Below are 20,509 nucleotides of genomic sequence, written 5' to 3'. Positions count from 1 at the left end.
CGCCTCACACGCCCAGTGTCGCGCCGCCGTCCACGCACAGCGTGTGCAGCGTGACGTGGCGCGACGCGTCGGACAGCAGGAACAGCACGGCTTCGGCAATATCCTCGGGAGCCGCGATGCGGCCGAGCGGAATACCGGTTCGATAGGTGCCGAGCGACCCGCCGATGACGCCCGCCGGCCCTTCGGGGCCCGCCCAGAGCTGGCGCTGCATCGGCGTATCGGTCGAGCCCGGTGCGACGATATTGCAGCGAATGCCGTGACCGGCCAGCTCGAGCCCGAGACAACGGGTGAACTGGTGAGCGGCCGCCTTCGATGCCGCATACGCGGCCATCTGCGTGCGCGGCACGAGCGCCGCGTTCGAGCCGACGGTCACGATGCTGCCCGCCCGCCGCGCGATCATGTGCGGCGCGACTGCTCGCGACAGGTGGAACACGCCGTGCGCGTTCACCCCGAAGCAATGCGCCCAGTCGTCGTCCGTCAGCGACGTCGTGCTCGCCAGCCGCAACACACCGGCGACGTTCGCAAGCATCCCGATCGGACCGACGGACGCTTCCACTCGCTCGACCGCCGTGCGCACGGCATGCGCGTCGGCGACATCGACCTCGAATGCATGCATGCGCCCGGGCGCCGGCCGGCGGTCGGCGACGGCGCGCGCCAGTGCGTCGCCGTCCGCATCGAACGCGGCCACGTCGACACCGAGTTCGGCGAGCGCACGCGCAACCGCGGCGCCGATCCCTCGCGCCGCACCGGTCACGATGGCCACGCCGGCCGGAAAAGTCAGGTTCGTTTTACTGTTCATCGATTCGAATTCCGTGCTTGATGCGCCGGGCCCGCGCATGACGCGAGCCGTTCGGTCAGGACGGCGCCGATCGCCGCCATCGGTTCAGGATCCGACATCCCGTCGTGCGAGCAGTCGAGCGCCACGCAGATCGTCGACGCGGGAGGCCGGTGCGCGTCCCAGCTCTCGGGCGACGGCGTGCCGCGTCGCTTGCGGGTCGCGTTGAAGAGCAGCACTTCGCCGTCGTAGCGTGGTGTCGATGCCGCCCGGAACTGCCGCATCTGCCACAGCGTGGCCTCGACGAATGCGTCGAGGCCCGCGCCGCCGAGCGTCGCGAACGGGCTGCCCGCGCGCAGCAGGCGCTGCCGCAGTGCCGCGTCGGACAGCTCCGCCGTATCGAAGTCGCCATTGACCGTCAGCAGGATCCGCAGTGCGTCGCCGCGTACCGGCCGCGGCCGCGCCGCCCAGGCCGACGACGGATAGCTGTCCATCAGCGCGACCGTGCCGACCGTGCAGCCGTCGCTCGCCAGCGCGGCTGCGACGCCATACGCGAGCGCGCCGCCGAGCGACCAGCCGAGCAGGTGATACGGACCATCCGGTTGAAGCGCCCGTACGCGTCGCACATAGGTCTCGACGAGTGCGTCGAAATCGGCCGCGCCGCGCGTATCGTCGACGCAGAGCTGCAGTCCGTCGACCGTCGCGTCGGGCAGGTAGGCCGCGAGACGCAGGTAGCTCCACGCGAGACCGTCGGCCGGATGAATGCAGACGAGCCGCGGGGCATCCCCCGCGGCCGTCTGGATCGCCAGGTGCGGGGCGAACGCATGGCGTTCGGTGCGCGGCCGATACGGCAGCGGCGTGCGCAATGCGGCAGTCAGCGCCGCGATGGTCGGATGCCGGAACAGCATCGATACGGGCACGTCCCGCCCGAGCTCCGTCGCGAGCCTTGCGCTCGCCTGCATCGCCTGCAGCGACTTGCCGCCGATGTCGAAGAAGTTGGTGTCCGGCGTCAGCGCGACGTCGCCGAGTACGTTGCGCCACACGGCCATCACCTGCCGCTCGAGCGCGCCGGTGCGCGGATCGTCGGCCGCGTCATCGCGCCGCGCATCGAACCGCTGCAGCGCCTGGCGATCGATCTTGCCGTTCGCGTTGCGCGGCAGCCGCTCGAGCACATGGCAACGATCCGGAATCGCGGCGGCAGGCAGGCGCTGCGCGAGTTGCGTACGCAACGCGGCAGCTTCGGCCGGCCCGGCGACGAACGCCGCGAGCGTCACGGTCCCCGCCCCGCTGCGCGATGCGACCACCGCCGCCTCGCGCACGTCCGGCACGCGCAGCAGCGCGTCCTCGATCTCGCGCGGGTCGATGCGCACGCCGCTGATCTTCACTTCGTGATCGATCCGGCCGTCGAAATACAGCCGGCCGTCACGCAGCGTCGCGAGATCGCCGGTGCGGTACGCCCGCCGGCCGCCGCGCGGCAAGGTCACGAACCGCTCCGACGTCAGCGCGGGATTGCCGGCATACGCAAGCGCCAGGCCGCCGCCACTCAGCATCAGTTCGCCCGTGCGCCCCTCGGCAACCGGGTATCCGCGCTCGTCGACGATGCACACGTCGACACCCGCGCGCGGCGTGCCGATCGGCACCGGCTCGCCGTCCCGCCAGGTCGCATCCGGGCCGCCGACGCACGCCGCGGTCGCAATGATCGTCGCCTCGGTCGGCCCGTAGGTGTTGAGCAGCGCCTGATGCGGCAGGTGCGTGCGCCAGCGCCGGATTCGCTCCGGCAATGCAGCCTCGCCGCCGATGATCGTCAGGCGCACGCGCTCGAGCCGACGCGCATGACGCGCGTCGAGCGCATGCGCAAGCACGTGCCAGTAGGCGGTCGGCAGATCGAGCACGGTAATCCCGCGCCGCTCCACTTCGGCCGTGAACGTCTCGACCGAATCGAGCATCGCGTCGTCCCGCAGCACGAGCGTCGCGCCGTGGCAGAGCGTCGCGAAGATCTCCTCGAAACTCGCGTCGAAATGCAGCGGCGCGAACTGCAGCACGCGATCGCCAGGCCCGATGCGATACAACCCGCGCGTGCTCGCGACGAACTGCGCGAGCGCGCCGCGTCCGATCAGCACACCGTTCGGGCGGCCGGTCGACCCCGACGTGTACAACAGATACGCAGGCAGCGAGTCCGGTACCGGTTCGTCCGGTGTCGAGGCGGGGCGCATCGCCGGGACGTGCGCCGCATCGAGATCGAGCACCGGATACGCGCCCGCGCATGCACGATACGCGCCGCGCGTCATCACGAGCGCGGGCGCCGCGTCCGCCAGCATCGCGGCCGTCCGTTGCGGCGGCCCGTCCGGATCGAGCGGCACGACGACGGCGCCGAGCTTCAGCACGGCCAGCATGGCCGCGATCACGTCCGGCGCGCGCGGCGCCGCGATCGCCACGCGTGTCTCACGCGTCACGCCGCGCCGCGCAAGCTCGGCCGCCAGCGCGTCGGTATCGGCGAGCAACGTCCGATAGTCGACGCGACGATCCCCTGATTCGATCGCCGTGCGTGCATGCGTCGTGCCGGCGGCGCGCTCGATCAGCGCGAGTACGTCGTCGTGCGGCCCGGGCAGCGGCGGGCCGCGCACGATCGACGGCGCCGGTATGTCGTCCAGCAGACGCGCGACCGGTTCGTTCTCCGCGCAGGCGGCGAACGTGTCGAGCCAGTGCAGGAAGGCCTGTGCGTAGCCCGCCAGCGTGGCGGCGTCGTACGCGTTCGGATTCGCCTCGAGCGTCAAATGCCATGCGCCGCCGCGCACGGCAAGCGTCACGTTCAGGTCCCTCACCGGCCCGCCGCTCACCGCGCGCGTATCGCTCGCCAGCCCGCGGAACGCGACCTGCCGCTCGAACGGCATCACGTTGACGGCCTGGTTGAACAGGAAAGCATTGCCCTCGAGCAGACCCAGATCGCCGCGAATCCAGCCGTAGCGGTAATACAGGTGCGGCCGGATCGCGCGCAGCTGCGCCGCACAGGCGCGCGCGAGATCGCCCGGCGAATGGCCCGCGTCGACATGCACGCGAAACGGCACGATGTTCATCGCCATGCACGGCACGCCGAGCGCGGGCGTGCCGAGACGGTTCATCACCGGCAGCCCGAGCGTCAGGTCGCGCTGGCCGCCCTGCCGGGCCAGCCAGATTCCGGTCGCGCACAGCAGCCACGCGTTCCAGTCGACGTCCGCGCGCTCGGCGGCTTGCCTGAGCGCGGCCAGCCGGCTGCCGTCGACGACGCGCGTGACCCGCAGCGCGTCGCCGGCGATGTCCTGTTTCGGTGCGAGCACGAGCGGCGCGGGCACGTCGCGCAGATGCTCGCGCCAGAACACGCGATCGGTATCGAAGCCGCCGCCCTCGCGATAACGCGCTTCGGCGTCGACGACGCGATCCACGCGCCAGTCGGGCAACGCCGGCGGCGGCGCATGGCCGATGCATGCGCTGTAGCGGGCGGCGACGGCCTGCTGCAGCAGCCCGTAGCCGAAGCCGTCGAGCGCGATGTGATGAACCTGCAGATACCACCAGTGCCGTGTCGGCGACAGCTTCAGCAGCGCGGTGCGATACAGCGGATCGGACGTCACGTCGCAGCACACCGCCAGCGACGCCTTGATCCAGCGGTGCGCCGCCTGCTCCGGCTCGGCTTGCGCCGACAGGTCCACGAGCGGCAGACGCGTATTCGACGCACGGCGGATTTGCCAGAGCCGGTCGTCCGCCCACGCGAAGCGCATGTGCAGCGCGTCGGCATGATCGAGTACCGCCTCGACGCTCCCGGTCAGCGCGTCGGCGTCGAGTGCGCCGTCGAGTTCGACGATTTCGGCCGTCAGGTAGCCCGGATCGTCCGGATCGACCTGCTGCGCGACCCAGATTCCGTATTGCGCGGACGTCGCGCGCATCGGTCGTTCTTCGAGTTGCATGAATGAAGGTATCGCGAATAAACGTTGAACCGGAACGGCACGCGGTCAGTCCGCGCGCTGCCACGCAATCACGAGTTCGCGATTGCGCGACATCAGCACCAGATGCTCGTCCATCACGTACTGGATCTGTGCGAGCTTGTCGGCCGAATCGGCTTCGCAGCGTATCCGCACCAGATCGTCGGTACGCTGCATCCGGCAGGTTCCGTAAGGAAAATCGACGGTCGCGCGGTGCGCGTCGAACACGACGGGCACCTTGATCGCGTAGTGCTTGCACAGTTTGAACAGCACGCGTTCGGCCTGCGCAAGCGTGACTTCCGCGGTGCTGACGAACGGCGCCGCACGCGTGTCGAGCCCTGCCTGCATCGTCATGCCGGCACCAGCGCGGCGCGTTGTTGCAGCAGGCGTGCCCACGCCTCGAGCGTCGGCTGCTCGGCAAGCTGCACGAACGTCACGTCGTGCCCATCGGCCCGCCACCGCTCGACGAACGTCATCATGCGGATCGAGTCGACGCCGCAATCGACGAGGTTGGCGTCCACACGCAATTCCGCGGCCGGCACGCGCAGGCTCTCGGCAACCAGCCGCACGACCTCGTCGAGCATCGGCGTCGCGGCATCGCCGCGCGCGGCGGCGACGAGCGTGTCGGTCGACACGACGCTGCCGCAGCGCCCCGCGACGTAGTCGAGCGCCATCTGGTGCTCGCGCTCGGAGAAATCCGCCAGCGCATCGCCGACGAAGAACGGCTTGATGTCGCGCATGAACGCATCGCACGCGGTCATCAGGCAGCCGATGTGCGCGTAGATCCCGCAGATCGCAAGCTGGTCGCGCCCCTGCTCGCGCAGCCGGGCTTCGAGGTCCGAGCGCCGGAACGCGCTGTAGCGCCACTTGTCGAGCACGATGTCGCCGGACGCCGGCGCGACGGCCTCGTGGATCGCGGCGTGCGCCGGTTGCCCGGTCAGGCCCGGGCCCCACATGTCGGTCAGCAGCGCGCGATCCGCCGGCGCCTGGGTCGCCGGCTGCGCGGTGTAGTAGACCGGCATTCCCGCCGCGTGCGCGAAATCGATCAGGCGCCGTACGCGAGCCAGCAAGGTCGGCACCGGCGCCGCACCGCGATCGTAGAAATCGAGGAAGTAGTCCTGCATGTCGTGCACGAGCAGCGCCGCGCGATGCGGCTCGAACCGCCAGGTCACGCGGTTGGCCGGCATGTCGGCCGGCATCGGATAGGAAGCGATTTTCGGAATGGCCATGATGGAATGGGTAGGAAAACTCAGGAGTTCGGAAATGCCGCCGCGGCGCGGATCACGCGGAGGCGGCCAGGGAATCGGCGATGCGCTGCCGCAACGCCCGCTTGTCGATCTTGCCTACCGGCGTCTTCGGGAAGGCATCGATGAACTCGATCCGGTCCGGCACCTTGTAGGTCGCGACACCCTGCTCGCGGACGAACCGCACGAGATCGGCCGCACTCGGCGAAGCGGCGCCGCGAATGACGTAGGCGCAGCTGCGCTCGCCGAGATACGGGTCCGGCATCGGCACCAGCGCCGCGTCGACGATGCCCGGATGGGTAAGCAGCAGGTGTTCGATTTCTTCCGCGGGAATCTTCTCGCCGCCGCGATTGATCTGATCCTTCGCCCGGCCTTCGACGACGAGATAGCCGCCCTCGGTCACGCGCACGCGATCGCCGGTGCGGTAGAAACCGTCCGCCGTAAACGCACGCGCGTTGTGCGCCGGCGCGTCGTAGTAGCCGCGGATCGTGTACGGGCCGCGGGTCAGCAGGTGACCGGTCTCGCCCGGCGCCACCGGACGATCGTCGTCGTCGACCACGAGAATTTCGTCGTCCGGCGAGATCGGCCGGCCCTGCGTGGCTATCACGACGTCGCGCGGATCGCCCGGCCGCGTGTAGTTGACGAGCCCTTCCGCCATCCCGAATACCTGCTGGAGCTGCGCGCCGAACCCGTCCGCCGCGCGCGCCGCCAGCGCCGGATCGAATCGCGCGCCGCCCACCTGCACGAGTTCGAGGCTCGCCGGCGCGCCCCCGCGCCGCGCGGCCGCGCTCAGCCAGACGCTCACGAGCGGCGGCACCAGCGCGACCACGTTCACGCGTTCACGCTCGATGAGGTCGAACGCCACGTCCGGGCTGGCGCTGTCGCATAGCACGACCGTGCCGCCAGCATGGAACACCCCCAGCGAGCCGGGCGAACTGAGCGCGTAGTTGTGCGCGGCCGGCAGCGCGGCAAGATAGACGCTGCGATCGCTCAACCCGCAGATGCGCGCGCTCTCGCGCACGCTGTACAGGTAATCGTCGTGCGTGCGCGGGATCAGTTTCGGCGTGCCCGTGCTGCCGCCCGAGAGCTGCAGGAAAGCCACGTCGTGCGCGGCCGGCCCCGGCGGCAAGGCAGCGTCCCGCGCATCGGGAAGATCGAGCCCTGCGTTGCCCGGCGTCGTGAACAGCACCTGCTTCAGCGTCGGTGCGTCGGCCCGCACGTCGTGCGCAAGCGACCGGTAGTCGAAACCGTCGTGACGTTCCGCCGCGATATACGCCACCGCGCCCGCGTGCCGACAGAAGAACCCGATCTCTCGACGGCGATGCGCGGGCAACGCGAATATCGGCAGCGCGCCGATGCTGAACAACGCGAACGTCGTCGCGAAAAACGCGACGCAGTTCGGCAGTTGCAGCACCACGCGATCGCCTCGCGCAATACCCGCCGCGCTCAGTGCGCAGGCGATCCGTTGCGCCTCGAGCGCGAGCGTCCGGTACGACCACCGGAGGTCGCCCTGCACGAGTGCCGTCCGTCCAGCGAATTGCTCGACGCGCGCATCGAGCCACTGCGCGAACGACTCACCCTGCCAATAGCCCTTTTTCCTGTACGTGTCGGCCAGCGCGGCCGGCCACGGCGTGCCGTGTGCGCCCGTCACGCCGCCTCCCGCTCGCCGCCCGATGCGGCATCGCGTCGAATCCCCAATGCATCCAGCATCGTCCCGAACTTGGCGGCCGTTTCCGCCCGCTCGCCGTCGGGCGTCGACCCGGCGACGACGCCCGCCCCCGCGTAAAGCCGCAGCGTGCGGTCGAAAGCTTCCGCGCAGCGAATCGTCACAACCCATTCGCCGTCGCCGCGCACATCGACCCAGCCGAGCATCCCCGCATAGAAGCCGCGATCGAACGGCTCGGCATCGCGAATGCAGGCACGGGCCGCGGCCCGCGGCGCACCGCACACCGCGGGCGTCGGATGCAGCGCGAGCGCGAGCGTCAGCGCATCCGCCTCGGTTTCGCCGCGCACCTCGGTAGACAGGTGCCACATCGTTTCCGTATGAATCAGCGACGGCCGCGACGGCACGTCGAGATGTCTGCAGAATGGTGCGAGACTGTCCCGTACCGCCTCCACGACGACGCGGTGTTCATCGAGATCCTTGACCGAATCCAGCAGCGCCTGCGCACGGCGACGATCCTCGACGGGATCGCGGCTGCGCGGCGCGGAGCCTGCCAGCGGATTCGCGCGCACGACGCCGCCGAATCGGTTCACGAGCAGCTCCGGGCTTGCGCCCAACAGCGTGCGGCCCGCGCCGAGATCGATCGAGAACGTATAGCCGTGCGGGTTATGAGCGGCGAGACGCGCGACCAGCGGCGCGATTTCGACCGGCTGCTCGCCGACGACCTCGAGCGTGCGGGCCAGCACGACCTTGTCGAGTTCGCCTGCCCTGATGCGCGCGACCGCGTGTGCCACGGCGTCCGCATAGGCATTCGCCGGCGGCACCTCGCGCGTCGCATGACGCATTGCGGACGGCGCCGGTGCGTGCGGCGCGCCGAGCGGCGCCGCACGCAGCATCGTGCGCGCGACCCGCAGTGCAGCCGGCGCATCGGCGTCGAACGGCACGGCACCGACTACGGCCGCACCGGCATGCCCTTGCGCCTGCGCACGACGCAGCGCCGTCGTTACGCGCTCGGCCAGCGGCTCATCCGCGTGCGGGATGACTTGCGCCGCATCGGCCGCGAGCAGCGTATGGGCCGGCGTCGCGAGAAACAGCGGCGTATCGGTGCGATACAGATCCCATATGTTATGGGCTACTAATAGATCGGAAGGACGGGATATTGCATTCATGGTATTGACCTCCAGATTGAACGGGCCGGCCCCTGCGCCGGCCATGCCCTCACATTTCAGCCGTGAGGCTCACCGCGACGCGGCGCCCCTGGTCGACCAGCCAGTTGCCGCGCAGGCCGGTCGCGCGCGTGCGGTCGTCGATTGGCACCATTTTGTTGGTCAGGTTCAGCACGGCGAAGTTGACGGAGAAGCGCTTGTCGATCCGGTAGCGGCCGCCGAGGTCGAAGGTCGTCGTCGACGGCCGTTCGCGCACGCCCTGCGCGCCGTTGCGGAACGCCGCCCAGTATTCGCTGCCGATGTAGTTCGCGGTCGCATACAGGTCGAGCTTCGCCGTCGGCGTCCAGTCGACCTGCACGTTGAATTTGTGCTTCGGCGTCTTGTCGAGCGGATAGCCGTCGAGCGAACTGCCGTTGAACGCCTTCTCGCCGCTGCCTTCGCGGCGCGACTGGGTCAGCGTATAGGCGCCCGACACCTTCAGCGTGCGCAGCACGCGCGTGCCCGCGCCGAGCTCGAGCCCGTACAGCTTGACCCGGTCGATGTTGTCGTACACGTAGAGGTTGCGGCCCGGCGAGCGCGGATCCGGTTTGCCCGTGTCGTAGCTCGACACCTTGTTCTTGAAGAGGTTGTTGAACAGCGTCAGCCCGGCATAGGTGTCGCCCAGGTCGTAGCGCACGCCGAGTTCCTCGGTCAGGCTGGTCTCGGGCTTGAGGTCCGGATTGCCGCATAGCGTGCCGGGCACCGCGCCGGCCGCGCCGCCCGACGTCATGCAGTAGCCGCCGGTGCTCTGGCGCAGCGAAGGCGGCCGGAAGCCCGTCGACACGCCGCCGCGCACCGTCCACGCCCGGCTGAGCTTGTAGACGCCGTAGATGCGCGGGCTCACGTGGCTGCCGTAGCGATCGTCGTGATCGAGCCGCACGCCGGTCGTCAGCGTGAAGCGGTCGTTGAAAAAGTAGTCGTTTTCGCCGAACAGCGCCCACGCATTGCGCCGGATCCGGTCGGAGTTCGCCGCATGACCCTGCGGCACGGCGTCCTGGCGGGCCACGCCGGACAGCGTCGACCAGATGTGCTGGCCGCCGACCGTCAGGATGTTGCGCTCGCCCCACCACGGCACCTCGGCCTTGCCTTCGAGAATCGTGTCGGTCAACGCGGGCCGGGTCGCCGCGCGGCCGGCCGGCGTCCATTGGTCCTGCACGCCTCGCTCGCCGTAGAGCGACAGCGTCGTGTTGCCGAACCCCCAGCGGCCGTCGTGCGTAATGCCCCAGTAGTCGCGCACGTGGCGGGTTTCGGTCACCGCCGTCGCGGCCGTGCGCGGCGTGAGCGGCGCCGCGCTCTTGCCCGGCGTGCTCAGGTAGGTGAGCTGCTCGCGCCCGACGTTCACGCTCACATCCTGGTTGCGCGCGGGCTTCGCCGCCAGCTTCACGTCGAAGCTGCCGATCCGCTGGCCGTTCGCGCCGCCCGTTCCGCTGTTCGGATAATAGATGTCGTCCTCGCCGCGATGCAGGAGGCGGCCCGACGCCTGCAGCCCCAGCACGTCGGATTTCAGCGGGCCGCCGAGCCAGAAGTCGACGCTCTGCGTATCGCCCTGGTCCGATTCGAGCTGCCACACGCTGCCGGCCGTGATCGAGGCGCCCCAGCGCTTCGGCACCTTGCGCGTGATCACGTTGATCACGCCGCCCATCGCGTCGGCGCCGTACAGCGACGACATCGGCCCGCGCACGACCTCGATCCGCTCGATCGCGGACAGCGGCGGCATCAGGTTCGACTGCACGCCCGAGCTGCCGCGGTTCATCGTTTCACGCGTGTTCTGTCGGCGGCCGTCGACGAGCAGCAGCGTGTACTCGCCGGGCATCCCGCGAATCGAAATGTCCTGGTCGTTCGGCGAGGCGCCAACGACACTCACGCCCTCGACATTGCCGACGATTTCGGCAACCGACGTATAGGGCTTCGCCTCGATGTCGTCGCGCCCGATCACGGAGATGCTCGCGGGCGCTTCGCGGATGGCCTGCTCGCGACGGCTCGCCGTCACGACGATTTCCTTCGGCACGACCCGATCCGGCGACTCGGCAACGGTCGGCTGCACGGTGGCGGACGCGGCGGACTGGTCGGGCGTCTGCGCCCACGCGCTCGACACCCCCATCAGATACAGGCCGGCAACGACGACCGGCTTCAATGCATACGCGGCTTGACTCGACATGGTGGCGCTTTCGATGTTCCATTAATGTGACTGATTCTCATTTGCATTATGGAACATGTAATGCGCCGAAACCTTTGCGTAAGCTTCGAACTCGTTTGAGCGGCGCCGGGCGCGCAATCAGCGCCGGTCGCTGCGGCGCGCAAGCGTCGGCGTGACGCCGAATCGGCGCTTGTAGGCGGTCGCGAAATTCGCCGCGCTCGTATAGCCGGCAAGCGCCGCGGCCTGCTTGACGCTTACCGCGTCGCGCTCGAGCGCCAGCCGCGCACGCTGCAGATGGTGCTCACGGATGAAATCGAACACCGTCGTGCCATAGGCGGCGCGGAACTGGCGCTGCATCGCGTTGGCGCTCATTCCCGCGTGGCGTGCGATGTCTTCGAGCGACAATTCCTGCACCGCGTCGCTCGCCAGAAACGCGCGCAGCTCCGCCATCCGGCGATAGTCGCGCGAGCCCAGCGCCGCATCCGGCGCCTGCACCGCCTCGACCTCGGTCTCGAGCGGCGCGAACGCCTCGGCGAGCAATTCGAGCACGCGGCTTTCGAGATAGATCGCCTGCAGCATCGGCTGATACGCGGGCGGCCGCACGATCTGCTCGGCCAGCGCGGTCGCGCGCGGTGTCGGGTGCCAGAAACGGATCGCCAGGTGCGCGGACAGCATCGCATCCAGCCGCGCCGGCAGCGCACCGTGGCTCGCGGCCTGCAGATGGCCCAGCCACTCGCCCGACATCGCGAGACTCAGCCGCCGCGCATAGCCGCCCTTGCTGAGCCGCCTTCGGAACGTGTCCGGCTGCACCGCGTTGAGCAGGAACGACTGCATCCGCACCGAGGACCGCGGCTGCGCCGCGCGGATCCCCTGGCGCGCGTCGGTCGCCAGCACCACGCGCCGGTCGCCGTACGACACGTCGAGCGCGCCTTCGAGCAGCAGGACGAGATGCAGGCCCGGCGCGCACTGCCCGGACATCACCGCATCGAATTCGTCGGTCGCATCGTCCGCATGGATGCGCAAGCCCGGGCGCACCTCGCGAATCCTCGCGACGTGCGCGACGTGCGCGTCGTGGCGAGTGCCGCCGGAATGAAAAACAGCTGACGTTTGCGCTGTCATGTCGTGATACCCCCGTCGCGTGCGCGATGCGCCCGCACAAACTAATTCGTCGTTGGATCAAACAGCCTGCATGCCTTGATGCCTCGCTGCTCGGTTACAATCAAATGAGAACAATTCTCATTTATATCGTATCGGGAGTCGCGTGAGAAAGACAAGTGGAATGTGGGCCATGTTCGGTGCATGGCTGTGCGGCTGGCTCGTGATGCATGCGGCGCATGCGGACACGACCGTGACCGACCTCGCCGGTCGGCAGGTTCGAATTCCCGCACACGTCGAGCGCGTGCTGCTCGGCGAAGGGCGCCTGCTGCCCGCACTGGCGGTCGTCGACGCCGATCCCGCCCGCCGCCTCGTCGGCATGATGGGGGATTTCGAACAGCTCGACCCGGCCAGCTACGCGCAATGGCTCGCGCGCTTTCCGCGCCTGAAGGACGTGCCGCGCATCGGCCGCTCGCAATCCGGCAGCTTCAGCGACGAACGTGCGCTCGCGCTGCGTCCGCAGGTCGCGATCTTCGGCCTCGGCGGCGGTCACGGCCCCGGCGAGCGCGACCGCGAGACGCTCGCGCGGCTCGAAGCCGCCGGCGTCGCGATCGTCTTCGTCGATTTCCGGCACGATCCGCTCGTCAACACCACGCGCAGCATCGCGCTGCTCGGCCAGGTTCTCGGCGCGCCACAGCGCGCAGCGGATTTCAATGCGTTCTGGCAAGCGCAGTTCGATCTCGTCCGTACGCGGCTCGCGAACGCCAGACCGGCCGCGCCGAGCGTGTTCCTCGAAAGCCGCGTCGGCCTGTCGAGCGACTGCTGCGACACGATGACGGGCATGATGGGCCGCCTGCTCGACGCCGCGGGCGGCAACAACATCGCGAAGGGCCGCGTGCCCGGCGAGCACGGAACGCTGAACCCCGAATACCTGCTCAGCCGCCAGCCCGATTTCTACATCGGTACCGGTATCGGCTCGACCCGGACGCTGCAAAGCGCGCCACTGCGCATCGCGCTCGGCGCCGGCGTGTCGCGGGACACCGCCGCCCGCTCGCTGGACCGGTCACTGCAGCGACCGCAGATCGCGCCGCTGCGCGCGGTCCGCGAGCGCCGGGCCTATGCGATCTGGCATCACTTCTACAACTCGCCGTTCAACGTCGTCGCGGTACAGGCCATGGCCAAGTGGCTGCATCCCGCGCTGTTCGCCGACCTTGATCCGCGCAGCACGTTCGACACGATGGTGCGGCGCTTCCAGCCCGTTCCGCTGGACGGCGAATACTGGGTGCAGGAAGGATCCTGACATGCTGCCGCCTTCTTCCACGCTGCGCCGCTCGCTGCTCGTCGCCGGCCTCGCGGGCCCGTTCGGCAGCCGGGTCGGCCCCGCCTTCGCCGCCAATGAGTCGGGCTGGCCTGCGCTCGACGCGGCTCCCGCCGTTCAGGTGCCGAACAGCCGGCAGTTCGACGTGGCGATCGCCGGCCGGACCCGCCGGCTGTTCGTCGCGCTGCCCGCCCGGGCTTCCGGCACCACGCGCCATCCGGTGCTGACCGTGCTCGACGGCAACGCGCTCTTTCCGCTTGCCGCGCAACTCGTCCGCAACCGCCGCGCGCGGCCTGACGGCACACCCGACGCCGAACCGGTCGTGATCGGCATCGGCTACCCGACCGATGCGTCGTACGACATGGCCGCCCGCGCGGACGACTACACGCTCGCGCCGCTGCCCGACGGCCAGGGCCTCGCCGCGGACCGCTTTCTCGATTTCATCGAGCACGACGTACAGCCCTGGCTCGCGCGGCAGGTTGCCGTCGACCCGGCGCGCCAGACGCTTTTCGGCCATTCGTACGGCGGGTTGCTGACGCTGTACGCGATGCTGACGCGCCCGCACCTGTTCGGGCGCTATGTCGCGGCGAGCCCGTCGATCTGGTGGGGCGATCGTGCGCTGCTGCCCTATGCGGAGCGCTTCGCCGCGCTACCGGCACCGCTTGCGCCCGCGCTGCGGCTGCTCGTCACCGCGGGCAGCCTCGAGGAAAGCGCGCCCAATCCCGATGCCGAACGCATGCGCCGGCAGCAGGCGCGCAAGCAAGTCACTTCCGCCCGCGATTTCGTCCGGCGCGTGGGCACGCGACCGGGTCTCGACGCCGCGTTCCGCCTGATCGACGGCGAGGATCACGGCGGCGTCGCGGTGCCCAGCGCGATGCTCGCCGCGCGCATCGCCGGCGAACCCGCCGCGGGAGCCGCCGCATGAGCGCTACCTCGCCCGCTTCCACCACGCCCGCCGCATCGCTGAAGCTGCGTTACCGCGCGGTGGCCGCACGCCGTGTCGGCGCGCTACTGCTGCTGGCCGGCGTGCTCGGCACCCTGCTCGTCGTCGACATCGGCACCGGTCCGTCGCCGTTCCCGGTCGCGGATCTGGTCGCCGGCCTGTTCCGGCCGGACGCGCTGCCGCTCGAGCAGCGCGTGATCCTCTGGGACGTGCGCCTCCCGTACGCGCTGATGGCCGTGCTGGTCGGCGCATCGCTCGGCCTCGCCGGCGCGGAAATGCAGACCGTGCTGAACAACCCGCTCGCGAGCCCGTTTACGCTGGGCATGTCGGCCGCCGCGAGCGTCGGCGCATCGCTTGTCGTGATCTCGGGCTGGCACGTCGTGCTGTGGAACGAGAACATTGCGCTGTCGCTCGGCGCGTTCTGCTGCGCGAGCCTCGCGACGCTGCTGATCGTCTGGCTTGCGTGGCGACACGGCGCGACGACGGAAACCGTCGTGCTGTTCGGTATCGGCCTGATGTTCAGCTTCGAGGCGCTGCTGTGGCTGCTGCAGTTTCTCGCAGACGCGAATGCGCTCCAGCAGATCGTGTTCTGGAGCATGGGCAGCCTCGCGCGCGCGACGTGGGGCAAGATCGCGCTGCTGTCGTGCGTGCTCGCCGCCTGCACGCTGTGGGCAAGCTTCGACGTCGCGTCGATGACGGCGCTGCGCGCCGGCGACGAGCAGGCGCGCAGCATGGGCATCGCGGTCGAGCGGCTGCGGCTCGTCGCGCTGGCGCGCATCAGCCTGCTGTCGGCGACCGCGCTGTCGTTCGTCGGCACGATCGGCTTCGTGGGCCTCGTCGGGCCGCACGTCGCGCGGCTGCTCGTCGGCGACGAGCATCGCTATTACCTGCCCGGCGCCGCCCTCGCCGGCGCGATCATGCTGGCCGGCGCGTCCGTGCTCAGCAAGACGCTGATCCCGGGCGTGACGCTGCCGATCGGGATCATCACCGCGCTGGTCGGCGTGCCGCTCTTCATGATCCTCGTCAGTCGTCGCCGGAGGCTCGATGGATAAACGCGCGCTGTGCATCGACGGCCTGGTCGCGCGTTATGGCGCACGGGTCGTGCTCGACGGGTTGTCGCTCGCGCCCGTCGCGCCCGGTACGATGGTCGGCCTGCTCGGGCCGAACGGCGTCGGCAAGTCGACCCTGCTGCGTGCGCTCGCCCGGCTTGCGGACGCGCACGGCCACGCGGCGTTCGACGGCTTCGATCTGCTGCGCGGTTCGCGCCGGGAACACACGCAGCAGGTCGGCTATCTGCCGCAGACGCTGCCTCAGCCGTCGTCGCTGCTCGTCTACGAAGCCGTACGCAGTGCATTGAGGGCGACCTGTGCCGGCCTGTCCGACGCGGCGCGCGACCTGCGCCTCCAGCAGGTGTTCGAGCGGCTGCGGCTGCAGGCGCTCGCGATGTCGCCGCTCGACCGGTTGTCGGGCGGGCAACGGCAGATGGTCGGGCTTGCGCAGGTACTCGTGCGCGAAACGCCGCTGCTGCTGCTCGACGAACCGACGAGCGCTCTCGACCTGCGCTGGCAACTGCTCGCATTGGAGGCGGTGGGCGACGCGGCACGCCGGCGCGGCGCGGTCGTGCTGGTCGCGCTGCACGACCTGAATCTCGCGTCGCGATTCTGCGACCGGCTCGTACTGCTCGGCACCGACGGCCTCGTCGCCGACGGCACGCCCGCCGGCGTCCTGACGCCGCCGCACTTGCGGCGCGCGTATCGCGTCGATGCGCGAGTCGAACGGACGGCGGCAGGCGATTACATCGCGCTCGCGGAACGGGCGATTACAGACGAGGCGCAGGACGCGTGCGACGCCTGAACGGGTACCGGTCGTCGCGCCGACGGCCGATCCGGCTTGCAGGCATCCTTCCGGTGCCCGTTCGCCGCCCTCCCGGCAACGCCGCAGCCGCGGCGTACACGCAATCGAAACGCACCATCGGCGCGCGCAAAGCGGCATAGAATCGCGCTGCAGGCCGACGGGCCCTGCCCGCCGCGACATCGGCAAACGAACGCGCGACCGCCGTGCGTACGGCGGCCTGTTCCTCGAACCTGCAAGGACGACAGCGTGATACGCGCATACCGACTTCTGCTGACGGCCGGCGCCTCGGCCATGCTTGCCGGCTGGGCAGCGGCTGCCTTGCCGGCCCCCGCTGCGGTGGCACCTGCCCCGCCTTGCCCGTCGCCATCGTTCGAACACTATCCCGTGCGCGCGACACCCGCGCCGCGCAAGCCGGTCACGGCGCCACGCCTGACCACCAAGGAAGCCCGCCTCTACCGCACCGTCATTCGCGACGAATTCACGCAACCGGCCAATTTTGCCGGCCACTACCGGGTCGCGATCTGGGGTTGCGGAACGGATTGCCGGAACTTCGCGATCGTCGACAAGTACACGGGCGCGACCTACACGATGCCCGGCGTGCAGGCCATCGCGGGCGTGATGGGCAACGACGACGAGCGCGTCGATTTCCGGCCCGACAGCAGGCTGCTGATCGTCGCGGGCTGCTTCAACGACGATTGCGACGACAGCAACGCAAAGGCCGCCCGGTTCTTCTATGAGTGGGCCGGCACGCGGTTACGCCGGATCGGCACCTGTCCGCTGGCGATCGAGCCGCTCCATTAGCAGACCAAGGGATGCGCACGCCGCCGCTCGCCACGACTTGCGCTATCGTTCCTCCGGTACACCTTGAAAAGCGCACCCACCCGAGATGCCCATTCGCCTCAGTTTCGACGACGGCCCCGGCCCTTCGACGCCCCCCTTGCTCGACGTCCTGCGCGCCGCACCCTGCCAGGCGACCTTCTTCCTCCTCGGCCAGAATCTCGCAGGCGCGCTCGACGTCGCCGCGAGAATGGCGAGTCACGGCCATGCACTCGGCAATCACACCCATTCGCACGCGAAGCCCGGCGTACTGGCGGACGACGCGCTGATCGACGAGATCGAGACGACTGACGCGCTGATCCGCGAAGCCTATCGCCGCGCCGGTGTTCCGGCTCCGGACACGATTCCGTTGCGCCTGCCTTATGGACTGATGCCGCAGGACAACCGCGCCGGCGTGCTGACGCGGCTGCAGCGCGAACACACGGGCTGGACCGCGATACTGGACGACTGGCAGCGACCCGCGCCGTCGCCGCAGGCGCTATTCGACGCGATGTGCGCGCATGTCGACGCCAGCGCGGCACGGCAGCGCGACGTGCTGTTCTGCCTGCACGACGGATCGCGGCACGGCGAGGCGCGGCCCAACACGGTCGAAGCGGTGCGCCTGTTCCTGAATCGGTCGCGTTGACGCAGCAGCCGGCTAGCGCCCGGGCGTCGCACCATCCAGCAACTGCCGCCAGCCGCCGAGAAACCCGATGCCGGGCCCCAGCGTCCACAGGCCGCGCTGCGCGGCTTCGAGATGAATCAGCGTCTGGTCTGCGCAAAACAGGGCCATCAGTGCATCGCGGCGCTCGTGCATCCAGTCCGGTGCGGCATCGGGACGCGTCGCGGCATAGGCTTGCAGGCCGGCCTCCCAGCGCCGCGTATCGAATACGAAGCGATCGTCCCTGCCCGCATCGCGCGACAGCGCGAACAGCGCAAAGGCCGCTTCGAGCCACTGTGCGCCCTGCCCGACATCGTCGAAATCGAGCACGCCGTTCACCGCGTGCCCGACGTACAGCACGTTGCCCGCGTGATAATCGCCGTGCAGCCAGTGCGCCGTCCCTGTCAGCCAGCGCGCGGCGGCATCGAGATGTGCGCCGATCCGACGAATCATCGTCTCGCAGTGGCCGCTCAAGTCCCCCGGCAACGATGGAGCGGCACGCGCCGCTACGCGGGCGTGGCGTGCCGACAGCCACGCCAGGGGCGCCGATTCGGTCGTGGGTATCGCCGCCATCGCCGCATGCAGATGCGCAAGCGCACGCATCGCATCGATCGCGCCCGCCTCCGCGTCGTCCGGCAGGCCGGGGCTGCCGTCGATATGCTCGAACAGATGCAGCCAGCGTCCATCGGGCAGTTGCACACCGGATTGCATATCCACGGTCGGCCGCAGGCGCGGCAGCATGGGCAGCCTCGGCGCCGTGCGCGGGTGGCCGAGGTGGCTGAGCATCGCCGCCTCGCGATGCACCTGCTCGACCGCCTTGCCGGACCACGACACGCGCAGCACCGCGCGCCCCGCATCGCACTCGACGAGATACGTTTTGTTAGTATGGCCCGACGCCAGCGCCTGCAGGTGCGCCGGCCCGATGTTCCAGTACCGGTGAAGCCACGGTTCCAGCGTTTTCACGTCACTCCTGTTCGTTGCATTGACCATGTCAGAGCGTCCCTCGGCCCGCATGCGGGACATCAATATCGAATGGCTGACGCGCGCCGCCGAATTCGGCCATCTGTTCCAGACGCGCTGGCTCGGCGAGCGCTTCTTCCATCTGCCCGGCGACATGCTCGCGCTCCAGGAACTGATCTGGCGCGAGCGTCCCGACTGCATCGTGCAGACCGGCATCGCGGCGGGCGGCGGCGTCGTGTTCTCCGCGTCGATGCTGGAACTGGCGGGCGGCAGCGGCCGCGTCGTCGCGATCGAACCGCGCCTGCGCGACGAAGTCAGGCAGCGCCTGCAATCGCACCGGCTCGCCCATCGCATGACGCTGATCGAAGGCGAATCGTGCGCGCCCGACACGCTCGCGTCGGTGCGCGCACGGATCGGCGACGGCGCGCGCGTGATGGCGATCCTCGATCTCACGCACACCCATGCGCACGTGCTGCGCGAACTCGAATGCTATGCGCCGCTCGTGACGCCCGGCAGCTACGCGATCGTGATGGACACCATCATGGAGTACCTGCCCGCGTCGATGTTCGACGGCAAGCCGTACGGCAAAGGCAACAACCCGGCCACCGCCGCGCATGAATTCCTCGCCCGCGACGCCCGGTTCGAGGTCGACTACGACATCGAGGACCGCGTCCTCATGACGCTGTCGCCCGGCGGTTTCCTGAAGCGAGTGCGCTGATCAGGCGCGCCGCCTCGGCCGAACCGTCGCGCGCAGCATAGCTCGCGCGGATCCGCGCCGCCTGCTCGCGCAACGATCCGGGCCGCAACAGCCGTTCGAGCGCATCGGCGATGTCCGCCACGCCGGCCTGCTGCAGATCCAGCACGCACCCCGCGCCGGCCCGCTCGACGAAGTGCGCCGAATGGAACTGGTCGTTGCAGAACGGCGACAGCAGCATCGGCACGCCGCAGGCAAGCGACTCCATCACCGAATTCGCGCCGCCATGACTGACGAACGCGTGCGTGCGCCGCAGCAGCGCCAGTTGCGGCACGTAACGCACCGCGACCACGCGCTCGTCGCCGGCGGGCAGCAGATCCGAATCGACCAGTTCGCCCACCGACAGCACCAGTTGCGCCGACGTCGCGCGCGCCGCGTCGATGACCTTCGCAAACACGTCGGGATGGTAGTAAAGCTGGCTGCCGAGAGACATGTAGACGAGCGGACGACCGGCATCGAGGCGCTCCCACGGAAACGGCGTCTCGTCGCCGCGCGGGCCGGACGGCATTGCCGGGCCGACCAGCTCGACGCCGGGCGGCGGCGCACCGACCAGCGCGTCGGTCGTGAACGCGAGCGTCAGGTGCGGCGACAGGATGTCGCAACCGCGAAAACGCGCATCGAGCCCGTAGCGCGCGAACAGCCGCGTGCGTTCCGGCGCGAGCCATCGCACCGTGCGCAGCAGCTCCGAATCGAGATCGTCCGGGAGCACCGGATTCAGCGAATTCGACATCGAAACCCACGGCAGCCCTTCCAGCTCCGCGGCAATCGCCGCCGCATAGAGCAGCGGATCGATCACGACCACGTCGGGCTGCCAGTCGCACAGCACCGCGCGGATGCCGTCCACCTGCGCGGGTGCAAGATCGATCAGCAGCGTGCGGATCCAGTGCCGCAGCCAGCCCGCGTCGCGAATGTTCGCGGCAAAGCTCGCGCCGCGCGACAGGTCGTGGCGCTCGGGCGTCTCGCGCGGCCCGACGAACGCGAAGCCGCCCGCGCCGTCGAGCTGGGCGCTGATATCGGCCGGCGCGTAGAACGCGACGTCGCAACCGGCGGCGCGCAGATGCTGGGCCGGGCCGATGCACGGATTGACGTGCCCTTTCTCGGGCACCACGCAGAACAGGATGCGTTTCATGA

At 69.6% G+C, this 20,509-nt stretch carries 17 protein-coding genes; 7 read left to right on the top strand and 10 right to left on the bottom strand.

Annotation, left to right across the window (positions count from 1 at the left end):
* Window positions 1-4: 4 nt before the first annotated feature.
* The 8 genes from LGN17_RS12605 to LGN17_RS12570 form a co-directional block, all read right to left on the bottom strand.
* Window positions 5-799, bottom strand: coding sequence for a 2,3-dihydro-2,3-dihydroxybenzoate dehydrogenase (locus LGN17_RS12605; protein WP_226197109.1), 795 nt, complete (start codon window positions 797-799; stop codon window positions 5-7).
* Complete coding sequence (locus tag LGN17_RS12600) at window positions 796-4,713, bottom strand: non-ribosomal peptide synthetase (protein ID WP_226197108.1); 3,918 nt, start codon at window positions 4,711-4,713, stop codon at window positions 796-798. The genes LGN17_RS12605 and LGN17_RS12600 overlap by 4 nt, the downstream gene beginning before the upstream one ends.
* Before the next feature lie 45 nt (window positions 4,714-4,758).
* The gene (locus LGN17_RS12595; RefSeq protein WP_226197107.1) at window positions 4,759-5,082 is read right to left on the bottom strand and encodes a DUF2218 domain-containing protein; all 324 of its coding nucleotides are present in this window, start codon (window positions 5,080-5,082) and stop codon (window positions 4,759-4,761) included.
* Complete coding sequence (locus LGN17_RS12590; RefSeq protein ID WP_226197106.1) at window positions 5,079-5,957, bottom strand: isochorismatase family protein; 879 nt, start codon at window positions 5,955-5,957, stop codon at window positions 5,079-5,081. The genes LGN17_RS12595 and LGN17_RS12590 overlap by 4 nt, the downstream gene beginning before the upstream one ends.
* A gap of 52 nt (window positions 5,958-6,009) precedes the next feature.
* Window positions 6,010-7,623 carry a (2,3-dihydroxybenzoyl)adenylate synthase gene (locus LGN17_RS12585; RefSeq protein ID WP_226197105.1) on the bottom strand — a complete coding sequence of 538 codons (1,614 nt, stop codon included), beginning with the start codon at window positions 7,621-7,623 and terminating at the stop codon, window positions 6,010-6,012.
* On the bottom strand, window positions 7,620-8,804 hold the full coding sequence (locus LGN17_RS12580) for an isochorismate synthase (RefSeq protein WP_226197104.1): 1,185 nt from the start codon (window positions 8,802-8,804) through the stop codon (window positions 7,620-7,622). The genes LGN17_RS12585 and LGN17_RS12580 overlap by 4 nt, the downstream gene beginning before the upstream one ends.
* 49 nt (window positions 8,805-8,853) lie before the next feature.
* Entirely contained in the window at window positions 8,854-10,998 is a 2,145-nt protein-coding gene (locus LGN17_RS12575; protein WP_226197103.1) for a TonB-dependent receptor domain-containing protein, read from the bottom strand.
* Window positions 10,999-11,115: 117 nt separating this feature from the next.
* On the bottom strand, window positions 11,116-12,096 hold the full coding sequence (locus tag LGN17_RS12570; protein WP_226197102.1) for a helix-turn-helix transcriptional regulator: 981 nt from the start codon (window positions 12,094-12,096) through the stop codon (window positions 11,116-11,118).
* A gap of 160 nt (window positions 12,097-12,256) precedes the next feature.
* On the opposite strand from LGN17_RS12570, the gene LGN17_RS12565 reads away from it, so the two are divergent.
* The 6 genes from LGN17_RS12565 to LGN17_RS12540 all read left to right on the top strand — a co-directional run bounded on the left by LGN17_RS12565 (window position 12,257) and on the right by LGN17_RS12540 (window position 17,649).
* Window positions 12,257-13,372 carry an ABC transporter substrate-binding protein gene (locus LGN17_RS12565; protein ID WP_413227021.1) on the top strand — a complete coding sequence of 372 codons (1,116 nt, stop codon included), beginning with the start codon at window positions 12,257-12,259 and terminating at the stop codon, window positions 13,370-13,372.
* Window position 13,373: 1 nt separating this feature from the next.
* Window positions 13,374-14,315 carry an alpha/beta hydrolase gene (locus LGN17_RS12560; RefSeq protein WP_226197100.1) on the top strand — a complete coding sequence of 314 codons (942 nt, stop codon included), beginning with the start codon at window positions 13,374-13,376 and terminating at the stop codon, window positions 14,313-14,315.
* Window positions 14,312-15,385: a FecCD family ABC transporter permease gene (locus LGN17_RS12555; RefSeq protein WP_226197099.1), complete on the top strand. Its 1,074-nt coding sequence runs from the start codon at window positions 14,312-14,314 to the stop codon at window positions 15,383-15,385. Before LGN17_RS12560 ends, LGN17_RS12555 begins: the two co-directional genes overlap by 4 nt.
* Entirely contained in the window at window positions 15,378-16,187 is an 810-nt protein-coding gene (locus tag LGN17_RS12550; RefSeq protein ID WP_226197098.1) for an ABC transporter ATP-binding protein, read from the top strand. The genes LGN17_RS12555 and LGN17_RS12550 overlap by 8 nt, the downstream gene beginning before the upstream one ends.
* A 291-nt stretch (window positions 16,188-16,478) precedes the next feature.
* Window positions 16,479-16,988, top strand: a complete 510-nt coding sequence (locus LGN17_RS12545) for a hypothetical protein (protein WP_264165906.1) — start codon at window positions 16,479-16,481, stop codon at window positions 16,986-16,988.
* Between the two features lie 85 nt (window positions 16,989-17,073).
* A complete protein-coding gene (locus LGN17_RS12540; protein WP_226197096.1) occupies window positions 17,074-17,649 on the top strand; it encodes a polysaccharide deacetylase family protein in 576 nt (191 codons plus the stop codon).
* Window positions 17,650-17,661: 12 nt separating this feature from the next.
* Here LGN17_RS12540 and LGN17_RS12535 read toward each other — a convergent pair whose 3' ends face one another.
* Window positions 17,662-18,627: a phosphotransferase gene (locus tag LGN17_RS12535; RefSeq protein WP_226197095.1), complete on the bottom strand. Its 966-nt coding sequence runs from the start codon at window positions 18,625-18,627 to the stop codon at window positions 17,662-17,664.
* A 25-nt stretch (window positions 18,628-18,652) separates the two neighbouring features.
* Here LGN17_RS12535 and LGN17_RS12530 point away from each other — a divergent pair, with 25 nt between their 5' ends.
* A complete protein-coding gene (locus LGN17_RS12530; protein ID WP_226197094.1) occupies window positions 18,653-19,342 on the top strand; it encodes a cephalosporin hydroxylase family protein in 690 nt (229 codons plus the stop codon).
* Here the strand turns inward: LGN17_RS12530 and LGN17_RS12525 are convergent.
* Entirely contained in the window at window positions 19,299-20,507 is a 1,209-nt protein-coding gene (locus LGN17_RS12525; RefSeq protein ID WP_226197093.1) for a glycosyltransferase, read from the bottom strand. The genes LGN17_RS12530 and LGN17_RS12525 overlap by 44 nt on opposite strands.
* Window positions 20,508-20,509: the final 2 nt, after the last annotated feature.

This window comes from Burkholderia sp. AU30280 (genome assembly GCF_020420125.1).
GTDB lineage: Bacteria > Pseudomonadota > Gammaproteobacteria > Burkholderiales > Burkholderiaceae > Burkholderia.
The sequence above is the reverse complement of the archived record's forward strand: the minus strand, read 5'-3'. Positions and strand labels throughout refer to the sequence as shown.